The organism is Nitrospira sp. (assembly GCA_024760525.1).
Lineage (GTDB): Bacteria > Nitrospirota > Nitrospiria > Nitrospirales > Nitrospiraceae > Nitrospira_D.
The window spans coordinates 329,894-351,164 of the sequence record CP060499.1 but is presented as its reverse complement, the minus strand read 5'-3'; the positions used below and the strand labels follow the sequence as shown (position 1 = coordinate 351,164).

General features: G+C 56.7%; 22 protein-coding genes. 10 read left to right on the top strand and 12 right to left on the bottom strand.

The window, feature by feature from the left end:
• The first annotated feature begins 75 nt into the window (after positions 1-75).
• Positions 76-354, top strand: coding sequence for a 30S ribosomal protein S20 (gene rpsT, locus H8K04_01650; GenBank protein UVT16297.1), 279 nt, complete (start codon positions 76-78; stop codon positions 352-354).
• On the opposite strand, the gene holA is transcribed toward rpsT, so the two are convergent.
• From holA to H8K04_01635, 3 genes are read right to left on the bottom strand one after another with little or no spacing between them, the layout of a single operon-like run.
• Entirely contained in the window at positions 326-1,438 is a 1,113-nt protein-coding gene (gene holA / locus H8K04_01645; protein UVT16296.1) for a DNA polymerase III subunit delta, read from the bottom strand. The two genes, rpsT and holA, sit on opposite strands and share 29 nt — an antisense overlap.
• A gap of 4 nt (positions 1,439-1,442) precedes the next feature.
• The gene (locus H8K04_01640) at positions 1,443-2,102 is read right to left on the bottom strand and encodes an LptE family protein (protein ID UVT16295.1); all 660 of its coding nucleotides are present in this window, start codon (positions 2,100-2,102) and stop codon (positions 1,443-1,445) included.
• An 11-nt stretch (positions 2,103-2,113) separates the two neighbouring features.
• Positions 2,114-4,549, bottom strand: a complete 2,436-nt coding sequence (locus H8K04_01635) for a leucine--tRNA ligase (GenBank protein ID UVT16294.1) — start codon at positions 4,547-4,549, stop codon at positions 2,114-2,116.
• Positions 4,550-4,718: 169 nt separating this feature from the next.
• Here H8K04_01635 and H8K04_01630 point away from each other — a divergent pair, with 169 nt between their 5' ends.
• A complete protein-coding gene (locus H8K04_01630; GenBank protein UVT16293.1) occupies positions 4,719-5,357 on the top strand; it encodes a class I SAM-dependent methyltransferase in 639 nt (212 codons plus the stop codon).
• Here H8K04_01630 and H8K04_01625 read toward each other — a convergent pair.
• Positions 5,347-6,045, bottom strand: a complete 699-nt coding sequence (locus H8K04_01625; protein ID UVT16292.1) for an HAD hydrolase-like protein — start codon at positions 6,043-6,045, stop codon at positions 5,347-5,349. The genes H8K04_01630 and H8K04_01625 overlap by 11 nt on opposite strands.
• 93 nt (positions 6,046-6,138) lie before the next feature.
• Here H8K04_01625 and der point away from each other — a divergent pair, with 93 nt between their 5' ends.
• The 7 genes from der to H8K04_01590 all read left to right on the top strand — a co-directional run bounded on the left by der (position 6,139) and on the right by H8K04_01590 (position 12,515).
• Positions 6,139-7,497, top strand: coding sequence for a ribosome biogenesis GTPase Der (gene der / locus H8K04_01620; GenBank protein UVT16291.1), 1,359 nt, complete (start codon positions 6,139-6,141; stop codon positions 7,495-7,497).
• Positions 7,498-7,738: 241 nt separating this feature from the next.
• Positions 7,739-8,716 (top strand): hypothetical protein, encoded by a 978-nt coding sequence (locus H8K04_01615; protein UVT16290.1) that lies wholly within the window; start codon positions 7,739-7,741, stop codon positions 8,714-8,716.
• A gap of 62 nt (positions 8,717-8,778) precedes the next feature.
• A complete protein-coding gene (locus tag H8K04_01610) occupies positions 8,779-9,399 on the top strand; it encodes a sigma-70 family RNA polymerase sigma factor (protein UVT16289.1) in 621 nt (206 codons plus the stop codon).
• 26 nt (positions 9,400-9,425) lie between these two features.
• Positions 9,426-9,731 carry a zf-HC2 domain-containing protein gene (locus H8K04_01605; GenBank protein UVT16288.1) on the top strand — a complete coding sequence of 102 codons (306 nt, stop codon included), beginning with the start codon at positions 9,426-9,428 and terminating at the stop codon, positions 9,729-9,731.
• A 28-nt stretch (positions 9,732-9,759) separates the two neighbouring features.
• Positions 9,760-11,466 (top strand): hypothetical protein, encoded by a 1,707-nt coding sequence (locus H8K04_01600; protein UVT16287.1) that lies wholly within the window; start codon positions 9,760-9,762, stop codon positions 11,464-11,466.
• Between the two features lie 63 nt (positions 11,467-11,529).
• The gene (locus tag H8K04_01595) at positions 11,530-12,219 is read left to right on the top strand and encodes a leucyl/phenylalanyl-tRNA--protein transferase (protein UVT17827.1); all 690 of its coding nucleotides are present in this window, start codon (positions 11,530-11,532) and stop codon (positions 12,217-12,219) included.
• Between the two features lie 32 nt (positions 12,220-12,251).
• On the top strand, positions 12,252-12,515 hold the full coding sequence (locus tag H8K04_01590) for an AbrB/MazE/SpoVT family DNA-binding domain-containing protein (protein UVT16286.1): 264 nt from the start codon (positions 12,252-12,254) through the stop codon (positions 12,513-12,515).
• Between the two features lie 81 nt (positions 12,516-12,596).
• Here the strand turns inward: H8K04_01590 and H8K04_01585 are convergent, their stop codons facing one another.
• Together H8K04_01585 and tcmP are read right to left on the bottom strand one after the other, a co-directional pair.
• Positions 12,597-13,361 carry a phage Gp37/Gp68 family protein gene (locus H8K04_01585; protein UVT16285.1) on the bottom strand — a complete coding sequence of 255 codons (765 nt, stop codon included), beginning with the start codon at positions 13,359-13,361 and terminating at the stop codon, positions 12,597-12,599.
• Positions 13,362-13,369: 8 nt separating this feature from the next.
• Positions 13,370-14,197, bottom strand: a complete 828-nt coding sequence (gene tcmP / locus H8K04_01580; protein UVT16284.1) for a three-Cys-motif partner protein TcmP — start codon at positions 14,195-14,197, stop codon at positions 13,370-13,372.
• Positions 14,198-14,447: 250 nt separating this feature from the next.
• On the opposite strand from tcmP, the gene H8K04_01575 reads away from it, so the two are divergent.
• A complete protein-coding gene (locus tag H8K04_01575) occupies positions 14,448-14,768 on the top strand; it encodes a rhodanese (protein UVT16283.1) in 321 nt (106 codons plus the stop codon).
• Between the two features lie 88 nt (positions 14,769-14,856).
• Here the strand turns inward: H8K04_01575 and H8K04_01570 are convergent, their stop codons facing one another.
• From H8K04_01570 to rny, 6 genes are all read right to left on the bottom strand, one after another.
• Positions 14,857-15,777 carry an SDR family oxidoreductase gene (locus tag H8K04_01570; protein UVT16282.1) on the bottom strand — a complete coding sequence of 307 codons (921 nt, stop codon included), beginning with the start codon at positions 15,775-15,777 and terminating at the stop codon, positions 14,857-14,859.
• 41 nt (positions 15,778-15,818) lie between these two features.
• On the bottom strand, positions 15,819-16,589 hold the full coding sequence (locus H8K04_01565; GenBank protein UVT16281.1) for a TlyA family RNA methyltransferase: 771 nt from the start codon (positions 16,587-16,589) through the stop codon (positions 15,819-15,821).
• Positions 16,590-16,643: 54 nt separating this feature from the next.
• Positions 16,644-16,901, bottom strand: coding sequence for an exodeoxyribonuclease VII small subunit (gene xseB, locus H8K04_01560; protein UVT16280.1), 258 nt, complete (start codon positions 16,899-16,901; stop codon positions 16,644-16,646).
• 55 nt (positions 16,902-16,956) lie between these two features.
• Entirely contained in the window at positions 16,957-18,258 is a 1,302-nt protein-coding gene (xseA, locus tag H8K04_01555) for an exodeoxyribonuclease VII large subunit (GenBank protein ID UVT16279.1), read from the bottom strand.
• A gap of 172 nt (positions 18,259-18,430) precedes the next feature.
• Positions 18,431-19,210: a TIGR00282 family metallophosphoesterase gene (locus tag H8K04_01550; GenBank protein UVT16278.1), complete on the bottom strand. Its 780-nt coding sequence runs from the start codon at positions 19,208-19,210 to the stop codon at positions 18,431-18,433.
• Entirely contained in the window at positions 19,207-20,787 is a 1,581-nt protein-coding gene (gene rny / locus H8K04_01545; protein ID UVT16277.1) for a ribonuclease Y, read from the bottom strand. Before rny ends, H8K04_01550 begins: the two co-directional genes overlap by 4 nt.
• Positions 20,788-21,271: the final 484 nt, after the last annotated feature.

Here is a 21,271-nt window from a genome sequence, read left to right as displayed (position 1 = left end):
CTTCTGCAGGACCGATCCTTGACGATCGGCGATGCCCTATGATAGAAGTCATTTTCTTTTCTACAGGAGTACTCGATGCCTCAGACTCACAAATCGACTATTCGACGAGCTCGCCAAGCCGAGCGGCGTCATGAGCGGAATCGTGCCACCATCAACACGGTCAAGACGCTGATCAAGAAAGTGCAGTCCGCCGTGGCCGGAAAGAAGGCGGATGAGGCCAAGACCAGCTTGCTGGAAGCCACCTCGGCGATCGGAAAAGCCGTTTCGAAAGGTGTCCTTCATCCTAACACTGCCTCCCGCCGTGTGTCGCGTCTGGCGCTTCGTGTCAACGCTCTGTCCGGTTCCGGCTCTTAATCGTTCGCACGTTCGACACTACCCGCGCAGGGACTCGTTTCGGTGACACAGGGGGACGGCGAGGCGGTTCCACGCGTTTTCCGGCGGTCTCCTCACACAGCTTCAACAGCAGGTGCTCCAACACCATCCGTGGACGGCTGCCGCTTCCCCCTTTGAGCTTCCCATCCGCATCCAAAAAAAGACGCAGGGCCGCGTGAAGATGTGGCTCAGAAAACCGATCGAGAAAAGAGCGGACTTTCCAGGGGTCCATGCGCAAACTTCTGGCGGCCTCCCCTTCACGGCCGCCATTGGCCAACAGCTCTTTGAGCTTCCACAGGCGGCGATACTGCCAGGCGAGAGAACCAAGAATCCGCAGCGGAGCCTCCCCTGCTTCAAGGTTGCGCGCCAAGATCGCAAGGGCTCGCCCACGACGGCCCTCTGCGACGGCCAACGTCAAATCGAACACGGACGCGCCGGGCTCCATGCCACGGAGCAGATAGACATCGGCCGCGGTGACCGGACGATCGGGCGGCACATACGAAGCCAGCTTTTCCAATTCTTGGCGCACACCATAGAGGGATGAGCCGCAGGCCTCTTGCAGTGATTGCGCCGCTTCTTCTTCCAACTGAAGCCCCACCCGTTTCGCTTCACGGGCAATCCACGGAGGCAGCTGAGCATCCCGGAGCGGGGAGCAATCGACCACCACGGCCGCTCTGGTCAGGGCTTGGGAAAATTTCAGCCGACCGTCCAGTTTTGGGCTGACGAACACCAGGGTCGTGGAGTCTACCGGACTTTTCACACAGTCGAGGAGAAGGTCGCTTTCCCGAGCGGACATTTTTTCCGCCGTCTTCACCACGACCAAGCGGCGCTCCGCGAAGACCGGCACTGCCGCCACGCTGTTCCGAATATCGCTCCCGCTCGCCTCATCGCCGTAGAACAACTCATAATTGAATTCATCCCCATCACCGCCCAGGACCGCGCGCTTGATCGCGGCGAGCGCATAATCTCTCAGCAGGTCTTCTTCCCCGACGACCAGATACAAAGCCGCCGGCGCCTGCTGCTTGAGCACTGATTCCAACTGCGCATGAGTCACGGCCGATGACATTGCTTTACTCGTTGTTCGAATGAGGCCCGGGAGCGGGTATGGACACCGGCTTAGCCAGTGCACCGGTTTCAACTTGCAGTAGAAACCGCGCCGCCAAGTCGGCCGCCACAACGCGACCCGCCTGCTCCATCGCCCGATTCTGCAACGCCCGATTAAATTGGAGATCGGGCGTGATGAAGAACTCCGACGCGCCCTTTGCAAGCTGCGACCATACCATCTTTTTCGACCGCATATCTTCCACCCGAACCGTCACGACGACTTCAGCCCTGCTTTCCAACGTCGCCGTCTGTGAAAAACTGAGCGTCGGCACGCTCACCCACAGAATTTGCCCGGTCAGCACGAGATCCGCCGCGTCGGACTCAGGAACCACCTGTGCCCCGCTGCCGACAGAAAACTCTTGGCGAAGGTAATTGGTGTATCGGGTTTCCAGATTCGGCTCGAAGCTGTTGTTGATCAACGTCCGGATGATGAGTCGTGGCGGCGGCTCGTTCGAGGTGGGAGCGGCAGCTCCTCCGATGGTGGGTCCGGCTCCCTCGACGCGAAATTGATAGCCGCAGGCGACGAGACTCGATGCGAGCACAACTGCGACAAGAGCGCCGAGTTCCGACCGGAGGTTCCGCCGGCCCTCGTGACCCATGCCTCTTGTGACCTCAACACCCGGCACGCCGCATCTCCCTAGACCACGAAGTTGATCAGCTTCTTTTCGACGTAGATGACTTTTTTCGGCTCTTTCCCTTGCAACCACTCCGCCACCGCCTCGCGGGCGAGTCGCTCAACATCTTCGCGTGCCGCGTCGGCCTGCGCATCGATCTTGGCCCTGAGCCGCCCGTTGATTTGAACGGGAATGGTCATGCGCTCGCTCACCGTCATGGCCGGATCGAAGATCGGCCACGGTTGCTGCGAGACGCTGGGCTGGTGTCCCAGGCAGCTCCAGAGCTCTTCGGCCACATGCGGCGCGAACGGAGCGAGGAGCAGGACAAACGGCTCGATCACGGATCGCGGCCGTTGCTGGGCCTTCGTCATCTCGTTGGTGAAGATCATCATTTGCGAGATCGCCGTATTGAACCGAAGCGCCTCGATATCCTCCGTGACCTTTTTGATCGTCTGATGAAGCAGGCGCTGATGGTCAAGGCTCGGGGTTGTTGAGACGACGGCGCTGGACAATCGGCCGTCTTCGTCGACCATCAGCCGCCAGACCCGTTCCAAGAATCGCGTCACTCCTTCCACGCCCCTGGTGCTCCACGGTTTCATCGCTTCGAGCGGTCCCATGAACATCTCATAGAGCCGCACGGCATCCGCCCCGAACTGATCGATCATGTCATCGGGATTGACGACGTTCCCCCTCGATTTCGACATCTTCTGATTGTCTTCTCCCAACACGATCCCCTGGTGAACCAATTTCATGAACGGCTCACGCGTGCTGGCCACCCCGACATCAAACAGGACTTTGTGCCAGAATCGTGCATAGAGGAGATGCAACACGGCATGCTCGCTTCCCCCGATATAGAGATCCACGGGCATCCAATATCGTTCCTTCACCGGGTCGACCAACTGGGCCGTGTTCTTGGTATCGATGAATCTGAGGTAATACCAGCAAGAGCCGGCCCATTGCGGCATGGTATTGGTTTCGCGCCGAGCCGGTCTCTTCGTGGTGGGATCCGTCGTGGCCAACCACTCGCCTAAGTTCGCCAAGGGACTCTCGCCGGTACCCGACGGCTTGAAATTGTTGGCCTCCGGCAACACGAGGGGAAGGTGCTCCTCCGGGAGCGGGTGCGCTTCTCCGTCAACCCACACGATCGGAAACGGTTCACCCCAATACCGCTGGCGGGCAAAGAGCCAATCGCGCAGTTTGTAATTGACCGCTCGTGTTCCCTTTCCCTGCTTCGCCAGCCAGTCGGTCACCTTCGGAATCGCTTCAGAAGGCGTGAGTCCGTTGATCGAGAAACCACCATCCTGAGTCGATGAATTCACGACGGTCCCGCGATCCGTGTCGGTGAACGCCTCCTCCTCAATGTGTCCCCCTGAGATAACCTCTCGAATAGGAAGATGGTATTGCCGGGCGAACGCCCAGTCGCGCTCATCATGCGCCGGCACGGCCATGATCGCGCCGGTCCCATAACTCATCAGCACATAATCCGCGACCCACACGGGCAGCCGCTCGTTGTTCACGGGATTGACGGCATAGCCGCCGGTGAATACGCCGGTCTTCTCCTTGTCGAGTTCCTGCCGTTGCAGATCGCTCTTCTTCGCCGAAGCTTCGCGGTAGGCCTTAATCGCGTCTTTTTGCCCCTCGCTCGTGATTACATCGACGAGCGGGTGTTCAGGTGCGAGAACCATATAGGTCGCCCCGAACAGCGTATCCGGTCTGGTCGTAAATACCCGGATTACGCCCTTCTGATCCGCCAGTGCAAAATCGACTTCCGCGCCGATCGAACGCCCGATCCAGTTTTTTTGCATCTCCAACGTGCTGGCAGGCCAATCCACGAGTTTCAGATCTTCGAGCAATCGATCGGCATAGGCGGTGATCTTCAGCACCCACTGGCGCATCGGCTTGCGGATCACGTCGAACCCGCCTACCTCGCTCTTCCCGTCGATGATTTCTTCGTTGGCCAGCACCGTCCCGAGCGCCGGGCACCAATTCACAGGTACTTCCGCGACGTAGGCCAGCCCCCGCTCGAAGAGCTTCAGGAAGATCCATTGCGTCCAGCGATAATACTCAGGGTCGGTCGTGCTGAGTTCCCGTTCCCAATCATATGAGAGCCCCACTCGCTTCATCTGCCGCTTGAACGTGGCGATGTTTTCGGCCGTCGTCTTCGCCGGATGAATTCCGGTTTTCACGGCGTACTGTTCGGCCGGTAAACCGAATGCATCCCACCCCATCGGATGCAGCACGTTGAAACCTCTCATCCGCTTGTACCGAGAAACGATGTCGGTGGCGGTGTACCCTTCGAGATGGCCGACGTGGAGCCCGGACCCGGATGGATAGGGGAACATATCGAGGCAGTAAAATTTGGGCTTTGCCGGATCATGCTGAGCTTGAAAGGGGCGGTGTTCGTCCCAATAGGCCTGCCACTTCGCTTCGATGGCGTGGTGATCGAACCCTTTGCTCATGGCCGTCAAAGTCCCTTCAAAAAGGAAGAACTCTAACATAGACCGGCGGAGGCAACAACAATGCCAGGACGCTGAGCGGCGGCGTGTTGCCAATCCCTGGCCGTTCCACGTCAATGGAACTTAGAGTAAGGTGAGGCAAAGGAGACATCCGGAGACGAAAGCTATTCATATGGGTTGGTACGGCGCCTACATTTTTCCACGCTTGATGGACCACGTGATGAACGGAGCTACTTTTCAGCAGCTTCGGCAAGACTTACTGCGGACAGCGCAGGGTGAGGTTTTGGAAATCGGCCTTGGGACCGGCTTAAACCTGGCGCAGTACCCGGCCGGAGTGGCTCGGTTGCAAGCGGTTGAACCGGTGACGATGCTCCCTGTGCGGCTAGCCCAACGCTGCGCCTCAGCGGGATTTCCCGTTGATATCACGCAGCAGAGCGCGGAGACCTTACCCTTCCCGGAGCACACCTTCGACTGCGCCGTGAGTACCTGGACGCTGTGTACGATTCCCGATCCGGTGAAAGCTCTGCGGGAAATTCGTCGGGTATTGAAGCCGAGCGGGCGCTTCTTGTTTCTCGAACATGGCCGCAGTGACGACGCCCGTGTGGCCCGGTGGCAGGATCGACTGAATCCGCTTCAGAATCTGATCGGTTGCGGCTGTCACTTGAATCGCCGAATCGACCGGCTCATTGCTGATGCCGGTCTGGTGGTTCGACAACTCGACCGTTTCGTCATGGAGGGGATCCCGCGCATCGAGGGAGAAATGTATCGGGGAACTGCCTCGCGAGAAGAAAGAGACAACGTCATCGCATAGAGTGGCCATTGAGCAACATCGTCATGCGTTCGACAGACGGAAAGGTTGCTGAGGCCTGGGCGGGCGACTGTGAACTCGACTTGGCGCTATGGACCAGATGCCGGATGCCGAACCGATGCGCGGCCTGAAGACAGCCTTCATCATCGTCGACGTAGAGCGACCGCTCCGGGTCGAATCCCACCAATCGACGGCAAACCGGCCAATAGTCCGTCCGCATTTTCAGATAGCCCACCTCAAAGGCATCGACGATCCGATCGACGTATCGATCCAGACCTGTCTTGGCCGTTTTGACAGAGACGCCGGAAGCATGGGCATTGGTCAGGATAATGATCCGCTTCCCGCGTTCACGTAGGCCCCGCAAGAACGGCTCGGCGCCGGGTAGAAACCCGATCATATGATCGAGTTCCTTGTGCATGGCCACCACATCGATCCCGACCCGCTTCGTCCAGTAATGCAGATCTGTCCAGGCCAACTCACCTTCCACGGACCGATACATCGCCATGAGCCGATCGCGGGCCTCCTCAAACGAGAGGGTGTGAAGCGTCGCGTATCGACGCGGTAGTTCCTCTTCGAAGAAGAAGTTGTCGAAATGGCGATCCAGCAACGTCCCGTCCATATCGAGCAGCACATCGTCAATGTGAGTCCAGTCGAGGACGCGTTGAGCGTGGGGAACCGAGCCGTGAGTCATAGCGGAAAGTATACCCGAAGGAGGCGGGTTGTCTTTGAGAAAAATCCTATGCTAGGGTCCGGCAACTCTCTTTTTGGATCCTGACTGTTTCTTATGTCCTTACACCCGGCACTCAGCACCGAATCCTCAGCCCCGCTTCCTCTCGTCGCCATCATCGGCCGGCCGAACGTGGGAAAGTCGACGCTGTTCAATAAGATCTTGGGCGCAAAAATCGCCATTGTGGACGATGTCCCCGGCGTCACACGCGACCGCAACTATGCCGACGCCACATACCGCAACCGGAAGTTTCGGCTGGTCGACACGGGAGGACTGGATCTCTCCTCGTCGAACAGCATGCTGAACCTGATCCGACGGCAATCGGAAATGGCCATTGCCGAGGCGGATATCCTCATCGTGCTGCTGGACGGTCGATCGGGATTGACACCACCGGATCATGAAGTCGTGCGGCTGTTGCGCGGAGTGACGAAACCCCTTTTCTATGCGATCAACAAGATTGATACACCGAAATCCGACCCGCTACTCGCCGACTTCTACCGATTGGGGACCGACCAGCTCTATGCCGTATCCGCCGAGCACGGCCTCGGTGTCGCTGAGCTCTTGGATGCGATCTATCCCTTGCTTCCATCGGCTGACGAATCCGGCGAACTGGAACAACTGCCCCGCGTTGCCGTTGTGGGGCGCCCGAACGTCGGCAAGTCTACCCTCGTCAACGCGCTGCTTGGGGAAGAACGAGTCGTCGTCAGCGATGTGCCGGGCACGACACGTGATCCGGTCGACTCGCTGGTCACGCACGATGATCAACGCTACATCTTTACCGACACGGCGGGTATTCGACGGCGCGGCAAGGTCGATCGTGGAGTGGAAGGGTACAGTGTGCTGCGGTCGCTCCGTGCCATCGGTCGTTCCAACATTGCCGTCCTTCTCTTGGATGGGGTGGAAGGAGTCACGGAACAAGACACCAAAATTGCCGGGGCCATTCTGAAGCAGTGGCGTGCCTGCATTCTTTTGATCAACAAGTGGGACTTACGAGCCGGAGATGCGAAGGCGAAGCAGGAATATGATCTCGAGCTTCGCCGCCGATTTCCCTTCCTCACCTGGGCTCCGATCCTGTATGGATCGGCCCTTAAGCCGGAGTCCACCGTTCGTCGCCTCTTCCCGCTCCTCAAGGACGTGCACACCATGTTTACCAAGCGCGTGTCCACCGGCGTGCTGAATACCTGGTTACAGAAGATTCTCGTCACCCATCCGTTGCCGGCACGGAAACACAAACCCTCGGCCGTGACGAAATCGGCGTTCATCACGCAAGTGGCGACCAAACCGCCGGTCTTTGCGTTGTTCGTCGGCCATCCGGAAGACCTTACCCCTGCATATCTGAAGTATCTGGAGAACCAACTGCGCGAAACATATCAATTTACCGGCACACCGCTTCGCCTCCTCGTTCGAAAAAAATAGGCGATCCTTTTCCCCCGTTCGGGATATCAGGTAACTCGCTTTCAGGTTGACTCCGATAGGAGCCCATGTTATTCGCATAATTGATTGCCATGGCCACAGCTCAAGAGGAGCCGGCCATTCAGATCAACCAGGGCCTTTTTGCGCCATCCCCCAATCGAATACTTCGATGCCGATGACTCGATTCTTCCAGACCTCCCGAGCATTTCGCACCCTGTTCCTTATTGGTATTGTCAGTCTCGGTATGACCGGATTGTGCCTGGCGGTGGAAGAGGAGGGGCAGCCTTCGTCCGATACGGCGCCTGCCGAGGACGAGGCGCCGGTTGAATCAGAGGAGTCGGGTCAGCCCGAGACCGCCACAGAACCTCCGACCAGTAGCCCTGCTGCCGTCAGCGAGGTGAACCCGTCCATCACACTCAAAGGCCGGGTCTGGCGAGCCAAACCGGGCATTGTCTTTCTAAGGACACCGATTGGGCTGCTTTCACTCAGTTCGAAGACCACCCTCAAAGCCCTCCCGGCCTCGCAGGAAGTCTCCTTTTGGGTCCATGAAAACCATCTTGCGATCGATATCGTGAAGCGAACCGATGGGATGCTTGTCCACCGCTATCTGAGCGGACCGTTTAAACGAAGCGATGAGGATGAAAAGAAATTGCTGTGGTGGACGCCTGACGGTGAAAAGGCATTCCACATGGGCGGCCACGAACGGGCATTCGCGACCCGTAAAGAAGGCGATCCCGTCACGGTTGAAGTTGATGAGACAAACACCGTCATCGGCGTCCATGACCTTCAATTCGACCTTCAGATTGGTCAGATCGGCGCAAGCGGATCCGGTGCACACGTGTTGCTGACCGGCACCGTCTCAAAACTGAAATCCAACTTCATTTTCTTCCGAACTCCCATCGGCATCATCAATGTCAACGCCAACATCGGCATCAAAAATCCCAAGGTCGGACAGACCATGACGTTGCATATGCATGACCATCACGTCGTGACGGATCTCTCCGCGCCCAGCGATCCTGCTCCGGTCCGTCGTTTTGTAACCGGTCCGTTGGCATTTGCCGCTCCAGACCGAACCAGCGTCAGACTCTGGACTCCGAGCGGAGAACAGACCTTCCCCACCGATCCAGGAAAGACCGCACTGGACGGGCTAAGGGAAGGGACCCCCATCACGGTGGAGCTCGACGCACACGGCAGCGTCGTAGAATTTCACCGACTGAAGTAGTTCTTCCGTGTCTCGTCTTCGTCTTGACTCTCTTTTCCATCCCCCCGTAGACTGCGCTGCTTATGGGCGCATCTTCCACCACTCGCCGTCCGCCGGCCTCATCCTCGCTTCCTTCCCGAAATGCAAAGACTTTTGATACTCTATACAGAGATCATGTAGACCTGATATATCGCTTCGCTCACCGATTGTGCGGCGAGCCGGAAGCCGCAAAGGATTTGGTGCAGGAGACGTTTTTAAGTGCCTATCGAGGCTTCGACAGATTCCGTGGTGAGGCGCAGATTTCGACATGGCTGTATACCATCGCCTCACGGGCGTGCTTGCGCATGCGGCGAAAACGAAAAGGGGCTCCGGAACGGGAGCTGTCGCTCGAGGAATTCATCCCCACATCCGATGGTGAGTTTCGTCTGCAGATCCCGATCGATGGGTTCAGTCCCGAAGAAGCGCTCCAGAATAAGCAATTACGGCAGGCCCTTAATGCCGCGATCAGCCAGTTGCCGAAGAAGTACAAAATGGTCTTGGTGCTGCGTGATATGGAAGGGCTGAGCGCAAAAGAAGTAGGGACCATCATGGGCTTGAATGAACGCGCGGTCAAATCACGCCTGCACCGAGCGCGACTGTTTGTGCGCCGTCAACTCAGCGCGCGGGGTCTTGATCAGGCGTTCACCGACCATGAACACGACTGACGTAGCTTGTGGAGGACTCGCTCTCGATGGCCAAACGTAGCGCGTATGGGAGGCAACAGCTTTCCGCAGCGACTCGGCACCGGCACGATCACGGGAAAAGCCGATGCTCGAATATCCTTCGCAAGCTGTCAGCCTATATCGATGACGAACTTTCCGGAAGTATTGGCCGGGAAATTCGCCGGCACCTGGGGGCCTGTCCGAATTGTGAGACCTTTGTTGCGTCGTTGCGTCAGATCGTGTCGCTCTGTCGCCGGAGCCAGGTACCAACGTTATCCACGGCCGAGCGGGCGTTCATGCGCCGAAAGATCCTTCAAACCGCCCAAACACGGTAATCTATAACACCTCATTTCTTTTTTCGTCATGAATATGCGCACACTCTATGGAATCTTGATCCTCTCGGGACTGCTCACGGTTCTCGGTGCAGCTGCGCCGGATCTTGCCGCTGCCGTATCCAATGCTCCTCCAAAGACGAAGGAGAACAGGGCCGCCCACAAGGCCGCCATAGACACGGCCCTTCGTTATACCGAGGCCATCGCCAAAGGCGACAGGATCACGGCCGGGCAACTGGACTTCGCATGCCAGTATAAACTCGTGACGGTTCCGGCGGCCGGCCCCAAGCATTCCCCTGCAGCCGATCCCTCGTACGACGGTTGTTGGCAGACGCTGACTGCCGGCCATGCGCCGCTCTTGAAGCGGTCGGATGTCGGATTGAACGTCCTCTGGCCAAGTACGGGTCCTCTGGCATTTTACGGAGACGAGTTGCCCCGCACTCAAGCCTCTGCCTTTGTGATGGATGTTCTTGGGGTCTCGCCTCCCGGAACGGGTCTTCATCTCACCGTGACGAACAGCCGCTCGATCCCAAACGGATCCTTCCGACTGAAGCCGAATGGGAAAGTCATCAGCGTCCCGACCACTGCGGTTGATCTGACCGTCCACTATCACGACGCACTGGCATCGCCGGTTACGTACGGGCCGGGCATCGTCCACTGGACGAACACGATTAAACGGGAGCGACGCGCAGTGAAATCCATCACGACTCGATGGGTGGTTTTCACTGGACTCAGAAAACACGGTTTCCCGCAAGACACCGCCGTCTCCCATCTTCCCCTGGACTCCAGGCCCGAAGCGCCGGGCATGGTTGCCGAGAAGATCCCGTTCACGACCGAACTGAGCCGCCCCCTTCCCGAGTCCATCGCCTGGTGGGGCCCCGACGATCAGCCCGGAACGCTGACGGCAGCGGCAGCTCGTGCGGCAACGTTTCCCGAGTTGCGCGATCGAGTCGCCATGCTCAATCGCATCCTGATTATCGACCCGAATCAGATGGACGCCCTGATGGTCCTGACCAAAAATCTCTATGCCGTCTTGCTTCGCGAGGCCGCCCAGAATCACAAACTGATCGTTAAGGATCCGGCGCTCTCCCTGACCGTGGGCGAGTTTTATTGGAATATCTATGCAGCCGCCGGCCGCCTGGATCTCTCGAACGCGATGGAGATGGGTGGATTCTCGCAACCGACCCCGGCAGACTTTCTCTACCGGTTGTTGCCCGCGTTGGAAACCCTCGCTCGAACCCATCCTGAACAGCTGGATAACCGCTTCCGGCTCGGCATGGCCTATCGGTGGAACAACGATCAAGGTCCGATGATCGAAACGTTTGAGGCACTGGTCAAGGATATTCCGGCCGACCGAATGACACCCAAAGCCGAGGCGCTTGTGCAGCTCGCTTGGTCGCGTATCAACAAAGTGGCCTGGAATCGGAATGTGCACGATCCCGACAGCCAGCGGGCTTACGAAGATGCGCGCGCGTCGTCGGCCATCGCCGAGTTGCCGATCGATAAGTTTCTCTCGGAATACACGATGGCCTACAGCATGATTTTTATGCCGGACTATGGGGACAAGGGACAGATGTTACGGCACCTGACCGAGGCCAAGCATTGGTTTGATGCAATCCCTGGGAAAGACGACGAGGTCTGGCGTTATTTCCTCCACAGCGAATTATTGAAGGCGGTGCTCGATGCGGATCCGATGTTCCGCCCCATCCTGGCGGCGGCCGAGAAGCCGCAAGAGTGATTGCCCGATTCATCTTGCTTCTGACAGAGCCGTCTTGCCTCGCTTGGCGTATCGTACGTGACGATGTTCCGCTTGAAACAGCACGATCTTCGTTTTCCATCGGTCAATCAGGCATCGCCCGAAGGCCTGCTGGCTGTGGGGGGTGATCTCCGCCCTGCCCGGCTCCTCGAAGCGTATCGGCAGGGTATTTTCCCCTGGTACAACCAAGATGAACCGATTCTGTGGTGGTCGCCGGACCCCCGCGCCGTGTTATTCCCCGCACATCTTCATGTCCCACGCAGTCTCAACCGAAGCCTTCGTCGGAACGTCTTTACGGTCACCCTCGATACCAGCTTTCGGAGGGTTATGGAACAGTGCGCAGGACCACGCCCTCAATCACCCGGTGGTGGGACGTGGATTACCGGTGCCATGCTGGACGCCTACACGCAGCTGCACGAACTCGGCTTCGCCCATTCCGTTGAAACATGGCACGGTGAATGTTTGGTCGGCGGCCTCTACGGTGTGGCGCTGGGTGGCGCCTTCTTTGCCGAGTCGATGTTCACCGTCGTCGACGATGCGTCAAAGGTGGCGCTGGTCAGGCTCGTACAACAGCTCCGGGACTGGGATTTTCAGCTCATCGACTGCCAGCAATCTTCCCCTCATGTCACCCGGTTCGGCGCGGAGGAAATTCCACGGGCAGACTTCATCAGCCATCTCGATCAGGCGCTCGCGCTTCCCGATCGACGAGGGCGATGGGAATTTGATATTCCCTGACTATTGGATTCATGTTCTGTATGGAGGAGTTGGTGGACACTGCTCATGTGACAACGAGAGGCAGGATCGTAATTCTGGCTCGCCTCCGCGAAAAACTCGGTATCAAGCTCGGCACGAGAGTGCGCTTCATCGAGCACGGAAGCGAAATACTGCTTCTGCCTCTTACTAAAGAATACATCCCCGGCGTATGCGGTATGCCTAAGGGCATGTCGTCTGGGACTGACGACTTGTTGATCGAGCGAAGGAAGGATAACAAACGGGAAGAAATCAAGTGCCGAAGGATCGTCGTTCCTTGATACAAGCCCTAAATTGGTCTTCGTTGTCCTTCTGCTACCATTGCGCTTTTCTTTTTGAAACAGTCAGAATTGAATGTCTTTTTAGCGGATCGCCGAGGTAACAAGCGCTCTAGGGCTTTCTTCTGGTTGTAACCTCTCTACCTTTGGCATTTGGTCCCAGGTTCGGCCGTCAAGCGTCCTGCCAGTCTTACTCTTGAATACTCCTCCCCATTGCTTGAAGAAGAAAGGGACTTTGGCTTCAATGCATTGGGCTCGTATTTGACGAACCCACTGTGGTTTCATGGAACGTGCATAAGGGCCGGACTCTCCCCCAACTATCACCCAGTCAATGCCTTTCAACTCAAGATGTGATAAGGGGCCCAATAGAGGCTCAAGAGAGAGAAACTTAATTCTTGCCCTTGTTTGTTTCAGATGCTCAATGCGTCGAACGTAATCTTCGCTCTCGACGCTCACACCCATCCACACATTGTCAGACCACGGAAGTTCTCGGTCTAATTCCGCAAGCCGATCTGCCCGTTTTGTGAGGATCTGAAACTGATGTTGTGGTGCGGCCCGCATCACGTCAAAGACTTCTCTGATGAACTCAATGGGAACATTCCTATGAAACAAATCGCTCATCGAATTCACAAAGATAACTCTTGGCTTTTTCCACCCAAGGGGCACGTCCAAAGATTCAGGGTGAAGCGTGAGAGCAAACCCATCTTTATATTGCCTTGTGCCCGCTGCTTGTAGACGAAGAGCTAGACGCTCGGCATAGCAGTTCTTGCACCCTGGACTGATTTTGTCGCAACCAGTCACCGGATTCCACGTCGCCTCCGTCCATTCAATTTTTGAGAGACCTGCCATTTTTATCCCTAAAGCCTTCTTTCATGTTTCTTGAAGATATCCCTGACAATCTCAAGAGCAACCGGCTTGGGCGAAGCAAAGAAAAGATAATAAACAACCGCGTCTCGTGAGTTTCGCATGGCAAGAGGCTTAGAAACATGTTTGAAACCAGCCACGCTGAGCAACCGTTCTCTGAAGGCATTTGTCACATCTTCATTGTCCGTCTTTTCTTCATACCCAAAAAGATTGCCGGTTGTTGAGTATCCGGCCAGTTTCCAGCTTTCATCACCCCAGAATCGAGTCATCCTTTCGACCTGTTCAGATGGAACAGATTCTGAATCGCGCTTGAGCACGTTCATATTCATATCCATGATCGGAAAGTTCAGAAATATTTCGACCGATTTCATCTGCCCGGCAGTATAGATCACCTGCCAATCAAGATGCAGCCCATACGGATCGAGCAAACAAAGTCCGCGGCGGTAATCTTTAAACTGCACTTTGGGAAAAACCTTTTCCAGAAGAACTTGGTTGCAGTCGCCTTCATATACAAACACATTCCGCCGTTGCCGAGCCACTTGTTGCAGCGATCCAACACGCGCTTGGTTGATATCGATAAAATGATATTCTGCAAATGACGGGTCTACGTTAAGAGCATTGAGAGGCGAACCTGGCACGAATTCTTTGGTTGAGCGAGACAGATGAACCCCAGCTCCTGCAAAGGCATCGATATACACATGATGGAGTCGCGGGCTTTTTTGAGCCGCAAGTATTTGGGAATAGGCCTGCGCGTACTCGCGTACGATGTCGAGCTTTACTTCAGACCAAGGACCTATCTCGTCGAGATCGGGACCAGCCATGGGAGAAAGCTACCTGCTCCAGAGTAAGGCGTCAAGTAGCACTTAGCTAATTCATCTTAGTTTACAAGAGTAATCAATCGGCGTAATCGCATGAGAAGCTTCACCTTCTTGGAACACAAGCGACGGTTCGGCCTGCAAGAAAGTCCACGACAGACTTCATGACACATCTCACTGACACACTTACCATTCCGCATTTGACAGCCTTTTCTCCGGTCGCTTATGATCGCTCCAGCCATGAGGAGGACGTGACATGAACTTTGCCATTACCCCCCAGGAATTGAAGGCCCGAATCGATAATGGAGATAAGCTGATACTCTTGGATGTCCGAGAGCCTTGGGAGAATCAGCTCGCCAAGCTGGACAATTCCATCCTGATTCCACTTGGGACCTTGCCCAACTCAATGTCAAAATTGGACAAGAATGCCGAAATTATCGCGTACTGCCACCACGGGATGAGGAGCGGCGACGCGACAGGCTTTCTTCTTCAGCAGGGATTTGCCAACGTCAAGAACTTGGTCGGTGGGATCGATGCCTGGTCTGTTCAAGTCGATGGGTCGGTTCCTCGATACTGATTCAGCCGGATCCTGGCACAGTTAAAGTCAGCGCCCGACGGCCTCCTCACTCTCCCGAGACGGAGGTGACGGGTGGCAGAAGCGCCGCCTACTTTTTCCCCAGGAAGAATTCGACTGTCTGCTTGAGCCCGTCGGCGAGATCCACTTTGACCTCCCATCCTAATTCCTGTTTGATCCTGGAGGGATCGATCACGCTTCGGAGCTGCTCACCCGGCTTGGCCGGCCCATGGACTTCCTTGGCGCCGGAACCGGTGAGATCGGCAAGCACGCGGAACAGCTCGTTCACGGATGTCTCGGTCCCTGTGCCGACATTGTAGACTCCATGCGCGTCCTGACCCATGGCGGCCAGGTTCGCTTCAGCGATATCATCGACGAACACGAAGTCTCGCGTTTGACGGCCATTTCCATTAATGATGGGTTGCTCATTGTTCAACATCTTCTGAATGAAGATGGCAACGACGCCGGCTTCTCCCTCGGGATCCTGCCGCGGTCCATACACATTGGCGTACCGTAAACTGACCACTGGAATGCCGCTTGTGCGTTGAAAGTAGGACAGATAATGCTCACCGCACAGTTTGCTGATCCCATAGGGTGACAGCGGGTTATTCACGTGGGACTCAGCGGCTGGGAATGTTTCCTGTTCACCATAGATCGCACCGCCGGACGAGGAGAACACGACCTTTCGGCATCCGTACCGAACGGCTTGCTGCAACACGTTCATGGTTCCCAGGACATTGACCTGTGCATCGAACACCGGATCGGCCACCGAGTTGCGCACACTGATCTGGGCGGCGAGATGCAGCACAATGTTGGGCCGTTCGTTGCGAAAGACCCGTTCAAGACGCCCGCTGGTAATGTCGGTCTTATACAGACTCGCCGCGCGGTTGACGTTCTTGCGTTTTCCGGTGGACAAATTGTCGACGATGACGACTTGATGTCCCTCTTCGACCAGTCGATCCACCACATGAGACCCGATAAACCCTGCGCCGCCCGTCACGAGTACTTTCATTGGCCCTCCTGATTGATCTGTCTCGGCAATTGCGACACACCTTACATACCATGAAACGGGGCGTTGTACTCAAAGATTGCTAATATTTCCTGGTTTCCCTTTTTCCCCTTGATCGGAGACGCCATGGTCCCCACCGGCCGTAATCCCATTTCCATCGCGAACCGTACGACTCTCTGAGCGGCCTCCGTTCGCTGGATCTCATCGCGTACGACGCCGCCTCGACCCACCTGGCCCTTCCCCACTTCAAACTGCGGTTTGATCAAGGCGATGATTCTGGCTTGCGATCGCAGAAATTGAGTGATGGGCGGAAGGACTTTCGTCAGAGAGATAAAGGAAACATCCACGACGACTAGGTCAACCGGTTCCGCTATGGCAGAGCGCGCGATATAGCGAATGTTGGTTCGCTCAATCAGCACGACGCGCGGGTCTTGCCGAAGTCGCCAATCGAACTGACCATAGCCGACATCGACGGCATACACCCTTGCAGCCCCTCTCTGCAGCAAGCAGTCGGTGAACCCGCCGGTCGAGCATCCGACATCGAGACAGATCATGCCCCGGGGGACGATCGAATAGGAATCCAGCGCTGCCGTCAGTTTTTCACCGCCTCGGCTGACAAACGGCGTACTCTCTCCGGTAATCTCAATGGACGCATCGACAGGAATCATCCTGGACGGCTTATCGACGATCACGCCGTTGCTTTTGACTTTTCCGGCAAGAATGAGGCGGGCTGCGGCATCCCGGCTCTGCACCAATCCCTGGGCCGCCAGCACATGGTCACAACGATCTTTCTCGAGTCGTGCTTTCGTACCCATCGAATTGAACAGGGGAGCGAATGAGAACCAAACGGTGATCAGACGATCGACCGGTTATGAATCCTCTGCGGAACTCTGTAGGTCGAGGTCATCGGACGTGAAGGCGCGCAACTGCTTCTTTCCATTCTTGTCCTGAACGAGAACCTCTACTTTCCGTTCGGCGTCTTCCAATACTTTCAGACAATTCTTGGACAGCCGGATGCCTTCCTCAAAAATCCTCAGCGATTCATCCAGCGGCAGATCTCCCTTCTCTAATTCCCCCACGATGGCTTCCAGTCTGGCCATCGCTTGTTCAAATTTCACTCCAGCCACAATGCTCTCCTTTACGCAGCAACGAGGGCCATTATAACGAGGTCTTGGTTCGCTTTTAAACCGACGGGTCCGGCGTCACTTCCTCGACGGTACAGCGTAGCCGGCCCCTTGCCAAACGTGCCAGGATCTCTTCTCCGACAGAGACTTGCCGGGCATCCCGAATGACCCGGCGCCCCTGCGCCGTCTCGAGGATCCCATAGCCTCGATCTAGGATGGCAAGCGGACTCGAACCGTTCAATCTGCCGAGATAGGCATGGACCTGCTGCGCCCTCCATTTCAGTCCGTGGCTCACCGCCCCCATCAACCGTGATCGTAGTTGTGGAATGATCACCATATCCCGGCGCACTTGGATGGCAGGGCTCTTCGACATCAGCACGTGGGTCCATGCTTGCGCGCTCGCCATCGCTTCCTTCAGCTGGGCACGCACGGCTTCTCGCATGCCCGCCACCGCACCATCCACACGTTGGGCTTCCTTGAGAATTCTGAACCGGATATTCACCAGATGGGCGAGCAGAAGGTCAAGGCGCTGATTGTGTTCCAGGCACTGCGAGCTGATAGCCTGCCGACATTGGGTGGTGAGCCTGCTTAGGCAGGCTACGACCTCAGCTAACACGGGAGCAACCGTTTCAGCCGCAGCCGATGGCGTCGGCGCCCGTACGTCTGCCGCAAAATCCGCTAGCGTGACGTCCGTCTCATGACCAACCGCCGACACGATCGGAATCCGCGACGCGGCAATGGCTCGCACGACGACTTCTTCGTTGAAGCTCCACAGATCTTCCATCGAACCACCGCCTCGCCCCACAATCATCACATCGATAAAGCCCAGTTTGTTCAACGCATGAATGGCTGAGGCGATTTGCTCAGCCGATCCGGCACCCTGTACCTGCACAGGCGCGATGACGATCCTCAAGACGGGACACCGACGGTGCAACACGGTGATCAAGTCTCGAACCGCCGCTCCGGTCAAGGAGGTCACGATTCCGACCGTCCAAGGAAACACCGGTAATGCTCGTTTGCGCTTCCCATCGAAGAGCCCTTCCGACTCAAGACGATGCTTCAGCTGTTCAAACGCCAGCTGGAGAGCGCCACGCCCTTTGGGTTCAAGGTGATCCAGAATGACCTGGTACTCACCGCGCGGCTCGTAGACAGAGAGCCGCCCCCGCACGACGACATGCAATCCATCCTCCAAATCGAATCGCAGACGAAGCGCGACCGAACGAAAGAGCACCGCTCGAACCTGACTCGATTGATCCTTCAGTGTACAGTACACATGCCCGGAGCCCGGCGCGCGAAGATTCGAGATTTCCCCTTCGAGCCACACCTCGGGAAAGTCAGCTTCGAGGGAAGCCCGAACCATGGCGTTCAGTTCCGAGACGGTGAGGACCTGCCTCGAGGGGATATCGGGAGATGATAGAGATGAGCGAGAATAGGTGTTCGTGAGTCCTCTCCTTTGACGCTTGCGAGGTACTCAATGATCACAGCTGAGCCACCGCAGACATGCAGACCCCAGCCTATTTGCGTGTTCCACCCTAATCCATGAGGCGGATTCGTTCAAACGCGATCGCCTTGCCCAAGCGGGGATCGAGATCGAGCAACACCGCGCAAAACACCGACGGTCCAGAGGCCACTTCAAAGCGTCTCGGCATGCCGGTCAAGAACTTTTCGATCGCCAATTCTTTCTTGACTCCGATCACCGAATGGAGAGGTCCCGTCATTCCGATGTCCGTCATATATGCGGTGCCCTTCGGAAGGATTTGCTCATCGGCCGTTTGCACGTGCGTATGCGTGCCGACGACCGCCGCGACCTCCCCGTCCAAATAATGCCCCATGGCCATTTTTTCAGACGTGGCTTCCGCATGCATATCGACGATGATCGCCGATGTCTCTCGCTTCAACCGCGAGAGCTCACGTTTCGCCACCTGAAACGGGCAATCGATCGTCGGCATGTAGACCCGGCCCATCAACTGCAGCACCGCCAGCCGTTCCCCGCCGGCAGTTTCAATGACGACGTGACCGTTTCCCGGGACTCCCGCCGGATAGTTGGCGGGACGCAAGACGCGGGGTTCGCGAGAGAAGTAATCGACCGCTTCTTTCTTATCCCAGGCGTGGTTTCCGGTCGTGATGACCGAAATGCCCACTTCAAAGAGTTCCTCGGCCAGATCCGGCGTGATCCCGAAACCTCCCGCAACGTTCTCACCGTTGGCGATGACCGCATCGATCTGGCGCTGCGCAATCAGGCGGGGCACCACCCGGGCGACAGACCGGCGGCCCGGCTCTCCCATAATGTCCCCGATACATAGAACCTTCATTTGGCGTATTCCACGTATCGGCTTTCCCGAATCACAGTGACTTTAATCTGCCCTGGATAGGTCAACTCCTGTTCGATCTTCTTCGCGAGTTCACGCGACAGTTGAAACGACTCGGCATCGGTGATGTCTTCCTGTCGCACGATCACGCGAATTTCGCGCCCGGCCTGGATCGCATAGGCTTTCTGCACTCCCTTGTGGCCGGTTGCCAGTGATTCCAGTTTTTCCAAACGCTTCACGTAGGATTCGAGCGCTTCCCGCCTGGCCCCTGGGCGAGCCGCCGACAAGGCCTCTGCAGCCGCCACGAGCACGCTCTCCGGACAGATCGGATCCACCTGCTCGTGATGCGCGGCGATCGCATTGACGATCTGGGGGGATTCTCCGTATTTCTTGGCGATCTCGGCCCCCAACATGGCATGCGGTCCCTCTTCTTCATGGCTGACCGCCTTGCCGATATCATGAAGCAAGGCTCCACGCCGAGCCAACCTGACATCGAGGCCCAACTCCGAGGCCATGATCCCGCAAATGTAGGAGGCTTCGCGGGCATGATAGAGGTTGTTTTGCCCGTAGCTCGTTCGATACTTCAGGCGACCCAATACTTTGATCAACTCCGGGTGAAAATCCGAGAGCCCCAGCTCAAAAATGATCTTCTCCGCCTCCTCGTACATGAGCTTGTCGATGTCGACCTTGACCTTTTCGACGATCTCCTCGATTCGCGTGGGGTGGATACGCCCATCGTGCATCAGCCGTTCCAGCGACACTTTCGCAATCTCGCGCCGCAATGGGTCAAACCCTGAAATGATCACCGCCTCAGGGGTTTCATCGATGATCAGATCAATGCCCGTCGCCGCCTCAAGCGCACGGATATTCCGCCCTTCCCGACCGATGATCCGACCTTTCATGGCATCATTCGGAATGGGAACCACCGAGATCGTGGACTCCGACACATAGTCGCGCACGACACGCTGAATCGACGTGGTAATGATTTCCCGGGCTTCCCGTTCGGAATTCTCACGGGCTTCTTCGATCGTTCGTTTAGCAATCCCGACAGCATCCAGCTTCGCCTGCGACTCCATCTCGACAATCAATTGTTTTTTAGCCTCTTCCGCCGTCATGCCGGCCACCCGTTCCAACGCGTCGCGATGCTCGCGTTCAGCCTTGGCACAGGAAGACTCCTTGGCCACGAGCCCCTCTTCTCGTTTCGTAAAATCCGCTTCGCGCTTGCGCGCATCATTTTCGCGCTTTTCCAAGGCGGCGAGCTTTCTATCGAACCCTTCCTCTCGTTGAATGACACGCTTTTCCATCGCCGAGAGTTCACCAAGCTTCGCCTTCTGCTCTTGCTCGAATTCGGACTTCGCTTGAAACACGAGGTCCTTGGCCTCAAATTTGGCTTCCTTGAGCACAGTCTCCGCCTCGCGTTGCGCATTCTGCACAACCTGCTTGGCCAACTCGTCCGCCTCAGCTTGTTTGGCCCCCGTCATGCGGCGCCGCAGAAGCTCAAATATCCCTGCACCAATCAATGCGCCGATGATTCCTGAGAGTATGACGTAGACGACTATTGAGGTTGAAATGGGAGTCACCCCCTTCTTAGAAGCGCCAGGCGAAATCTAGTAAACCCGGCATGGCACACACGAACAGATCCAGCATAAGTGGGCACGAATCACAATGTGGGGTGAGGATGGAAGGGACTTAGGAGACTGCGAACCGTTGCGTCTGGAAACATAAGAGATTGTCAGGGCACGATACCATACCCGACACACTTCTCTGTCCGCTTCTCCACGGCTGTCGATGTTGATCTCTCAGTCGTTGAGGAGGGCCAGTTACTGAACCAGGCATGGACGGTAGGTACTCACTTCGCCCGGCTTGCAGCTGCCGGTTATCCGTATTTTGGGCAAGTGGTCGGCGCGCAGCACTTAGGAACCCGTGACCAAACACCCCCACGACCATGAGCATCCACCGTACTGACTCTTCGTACCCCATCAGTAAAACGTTCTCTCTTATATTCACTACGCTCATTTCCAAATAATCAACGATCCTACGATGTCATCCTTTTCCTACCCATCG

Excerpts from the sequence above, each read along its gene's own strand:
- rpsT (UVT16297.1), top strand. The coding sequence starts at position 76 with ATGCCTCAGACTCACAAATCGACTATTCGACGAGCTCGCCAAGCCGAG.
- holA (UVT16296.1), bottom strand. The coding sequence starts at position 1,438 with ATGTCATCGGCCGTGACTCATGCGCAGTTGGAATCAGTGCTCAAGCAG.
- H8K04_01635 (UVT16294.1), bottom strand. The coding sequence starts at position 4,549 with ATGAGCAAAGGGTTCGATCACCACGCCATCGAAGCGAAGTGGCAGGCC.
- H8K04_01630 (UVT16293.1), top strand. The coding sequence starts at position 4,719 with ATGGGTTGGTACGGCGCCTACATTTTTCCACGCTTGATGGACCACGTG.
- H8K04_01625 (UVT16292.1), bottom strand. The coding sequence starts at position 6,045 with ATGACTCACGGCTCGGTTCCCCACGCTCAACGCGTCCTCGACTGGACT.
- der (UVT16291.1), top strand. The coding sequence starts at position 6,139 with ATGTCCTTACACCCGGCACTCAGCACCGAATCCTCAGCCCCGCTTCCT.
- H8K04_01615 (UVT16290.1), top strand. The coding sequence starts at position 7,739 with ATGACCGGATTGTGCCTGGCGGTGGAAGAGGAGGGGCAGCCTTCGTCC.
- H8K04_01610 (UVT16289.1), top strand. The coding sequence starts at position 8,779 with ATGGGCGCATCTTCCACCACTCGCCGTCCGCCGGCCTCATCCTCGCTT.
- H8K04_01605 (UVT16288.1), top strand. The coding sequence starts at position 9,426 with ATGGCCAAACGTAGCGCGTATGGGAGGCAACAGCTTTCCGCAGCGACT.
- H8K04_01600 (UVT16287.1), top strand. The coding sequence starts at position 9,760 with ATGAATATGCGCACACTCTATGGAATCTTGATCCTCTCGGGACTGCTC.
- H8K04_01595 (UVT17827.1), top strand. The coding sequence starts at position 11,530 with ATGTTCCGCTTGAAACAGCACGATCTTCGTTTTCCATCGGTCAATCAG.
- H8K04_01585 (UVT16285.1), bottom strand. The coding sequence starts at position 13,361 with ATGGCAGGTCTCTCAAAAATTGAATGGACGGAGGCGACGTGGAATCCG.
- tcmP (UVT16284.1), bottom strand. The coding sequence starts at position 14,197 with ATGGCTGGTCCCGATCTCGACGAGATAGGTCCTTGGTCTGAAGTAAAG.
- H8K04_01575 (UVT16283.1), top strand. The coding sequence starts at position 14,448 with ATGAACTTTGCCATTACCCCCCAGGAATTGAAGGCCCGAATCGATAAT.
- H8K04_01570 (UVT16282.1), bottom strand. The coding sequence starts at position 15,777 with ATGAAAGTACTCGTGACGGGCGGCGCAGGGTTTATCGGGTCTCATGTG.
- H8K04_01565 (UVT16281.1), bottom strand. The coding sequence starts at position 16,589 with ATGGGTACGAAAGCACGACTCGAGAAAGATCGTTGTGACCATGTGCTG.
- xseA (UVT16279.1), bottom strand. The coding sequence starts at position 18,258 with ATGGTTCGGGCTTCCCTCGAAGCTGACTTTCCCGAGGTGTGGCTCGAA.
- H8K04_01550 (UVT16278.1), bottom strand. The coding sequence starts at position 19,210 with ATGAAGGTTCTATGTATCGGGGACATTATGGGAGAGCCGGGCCGCCGG.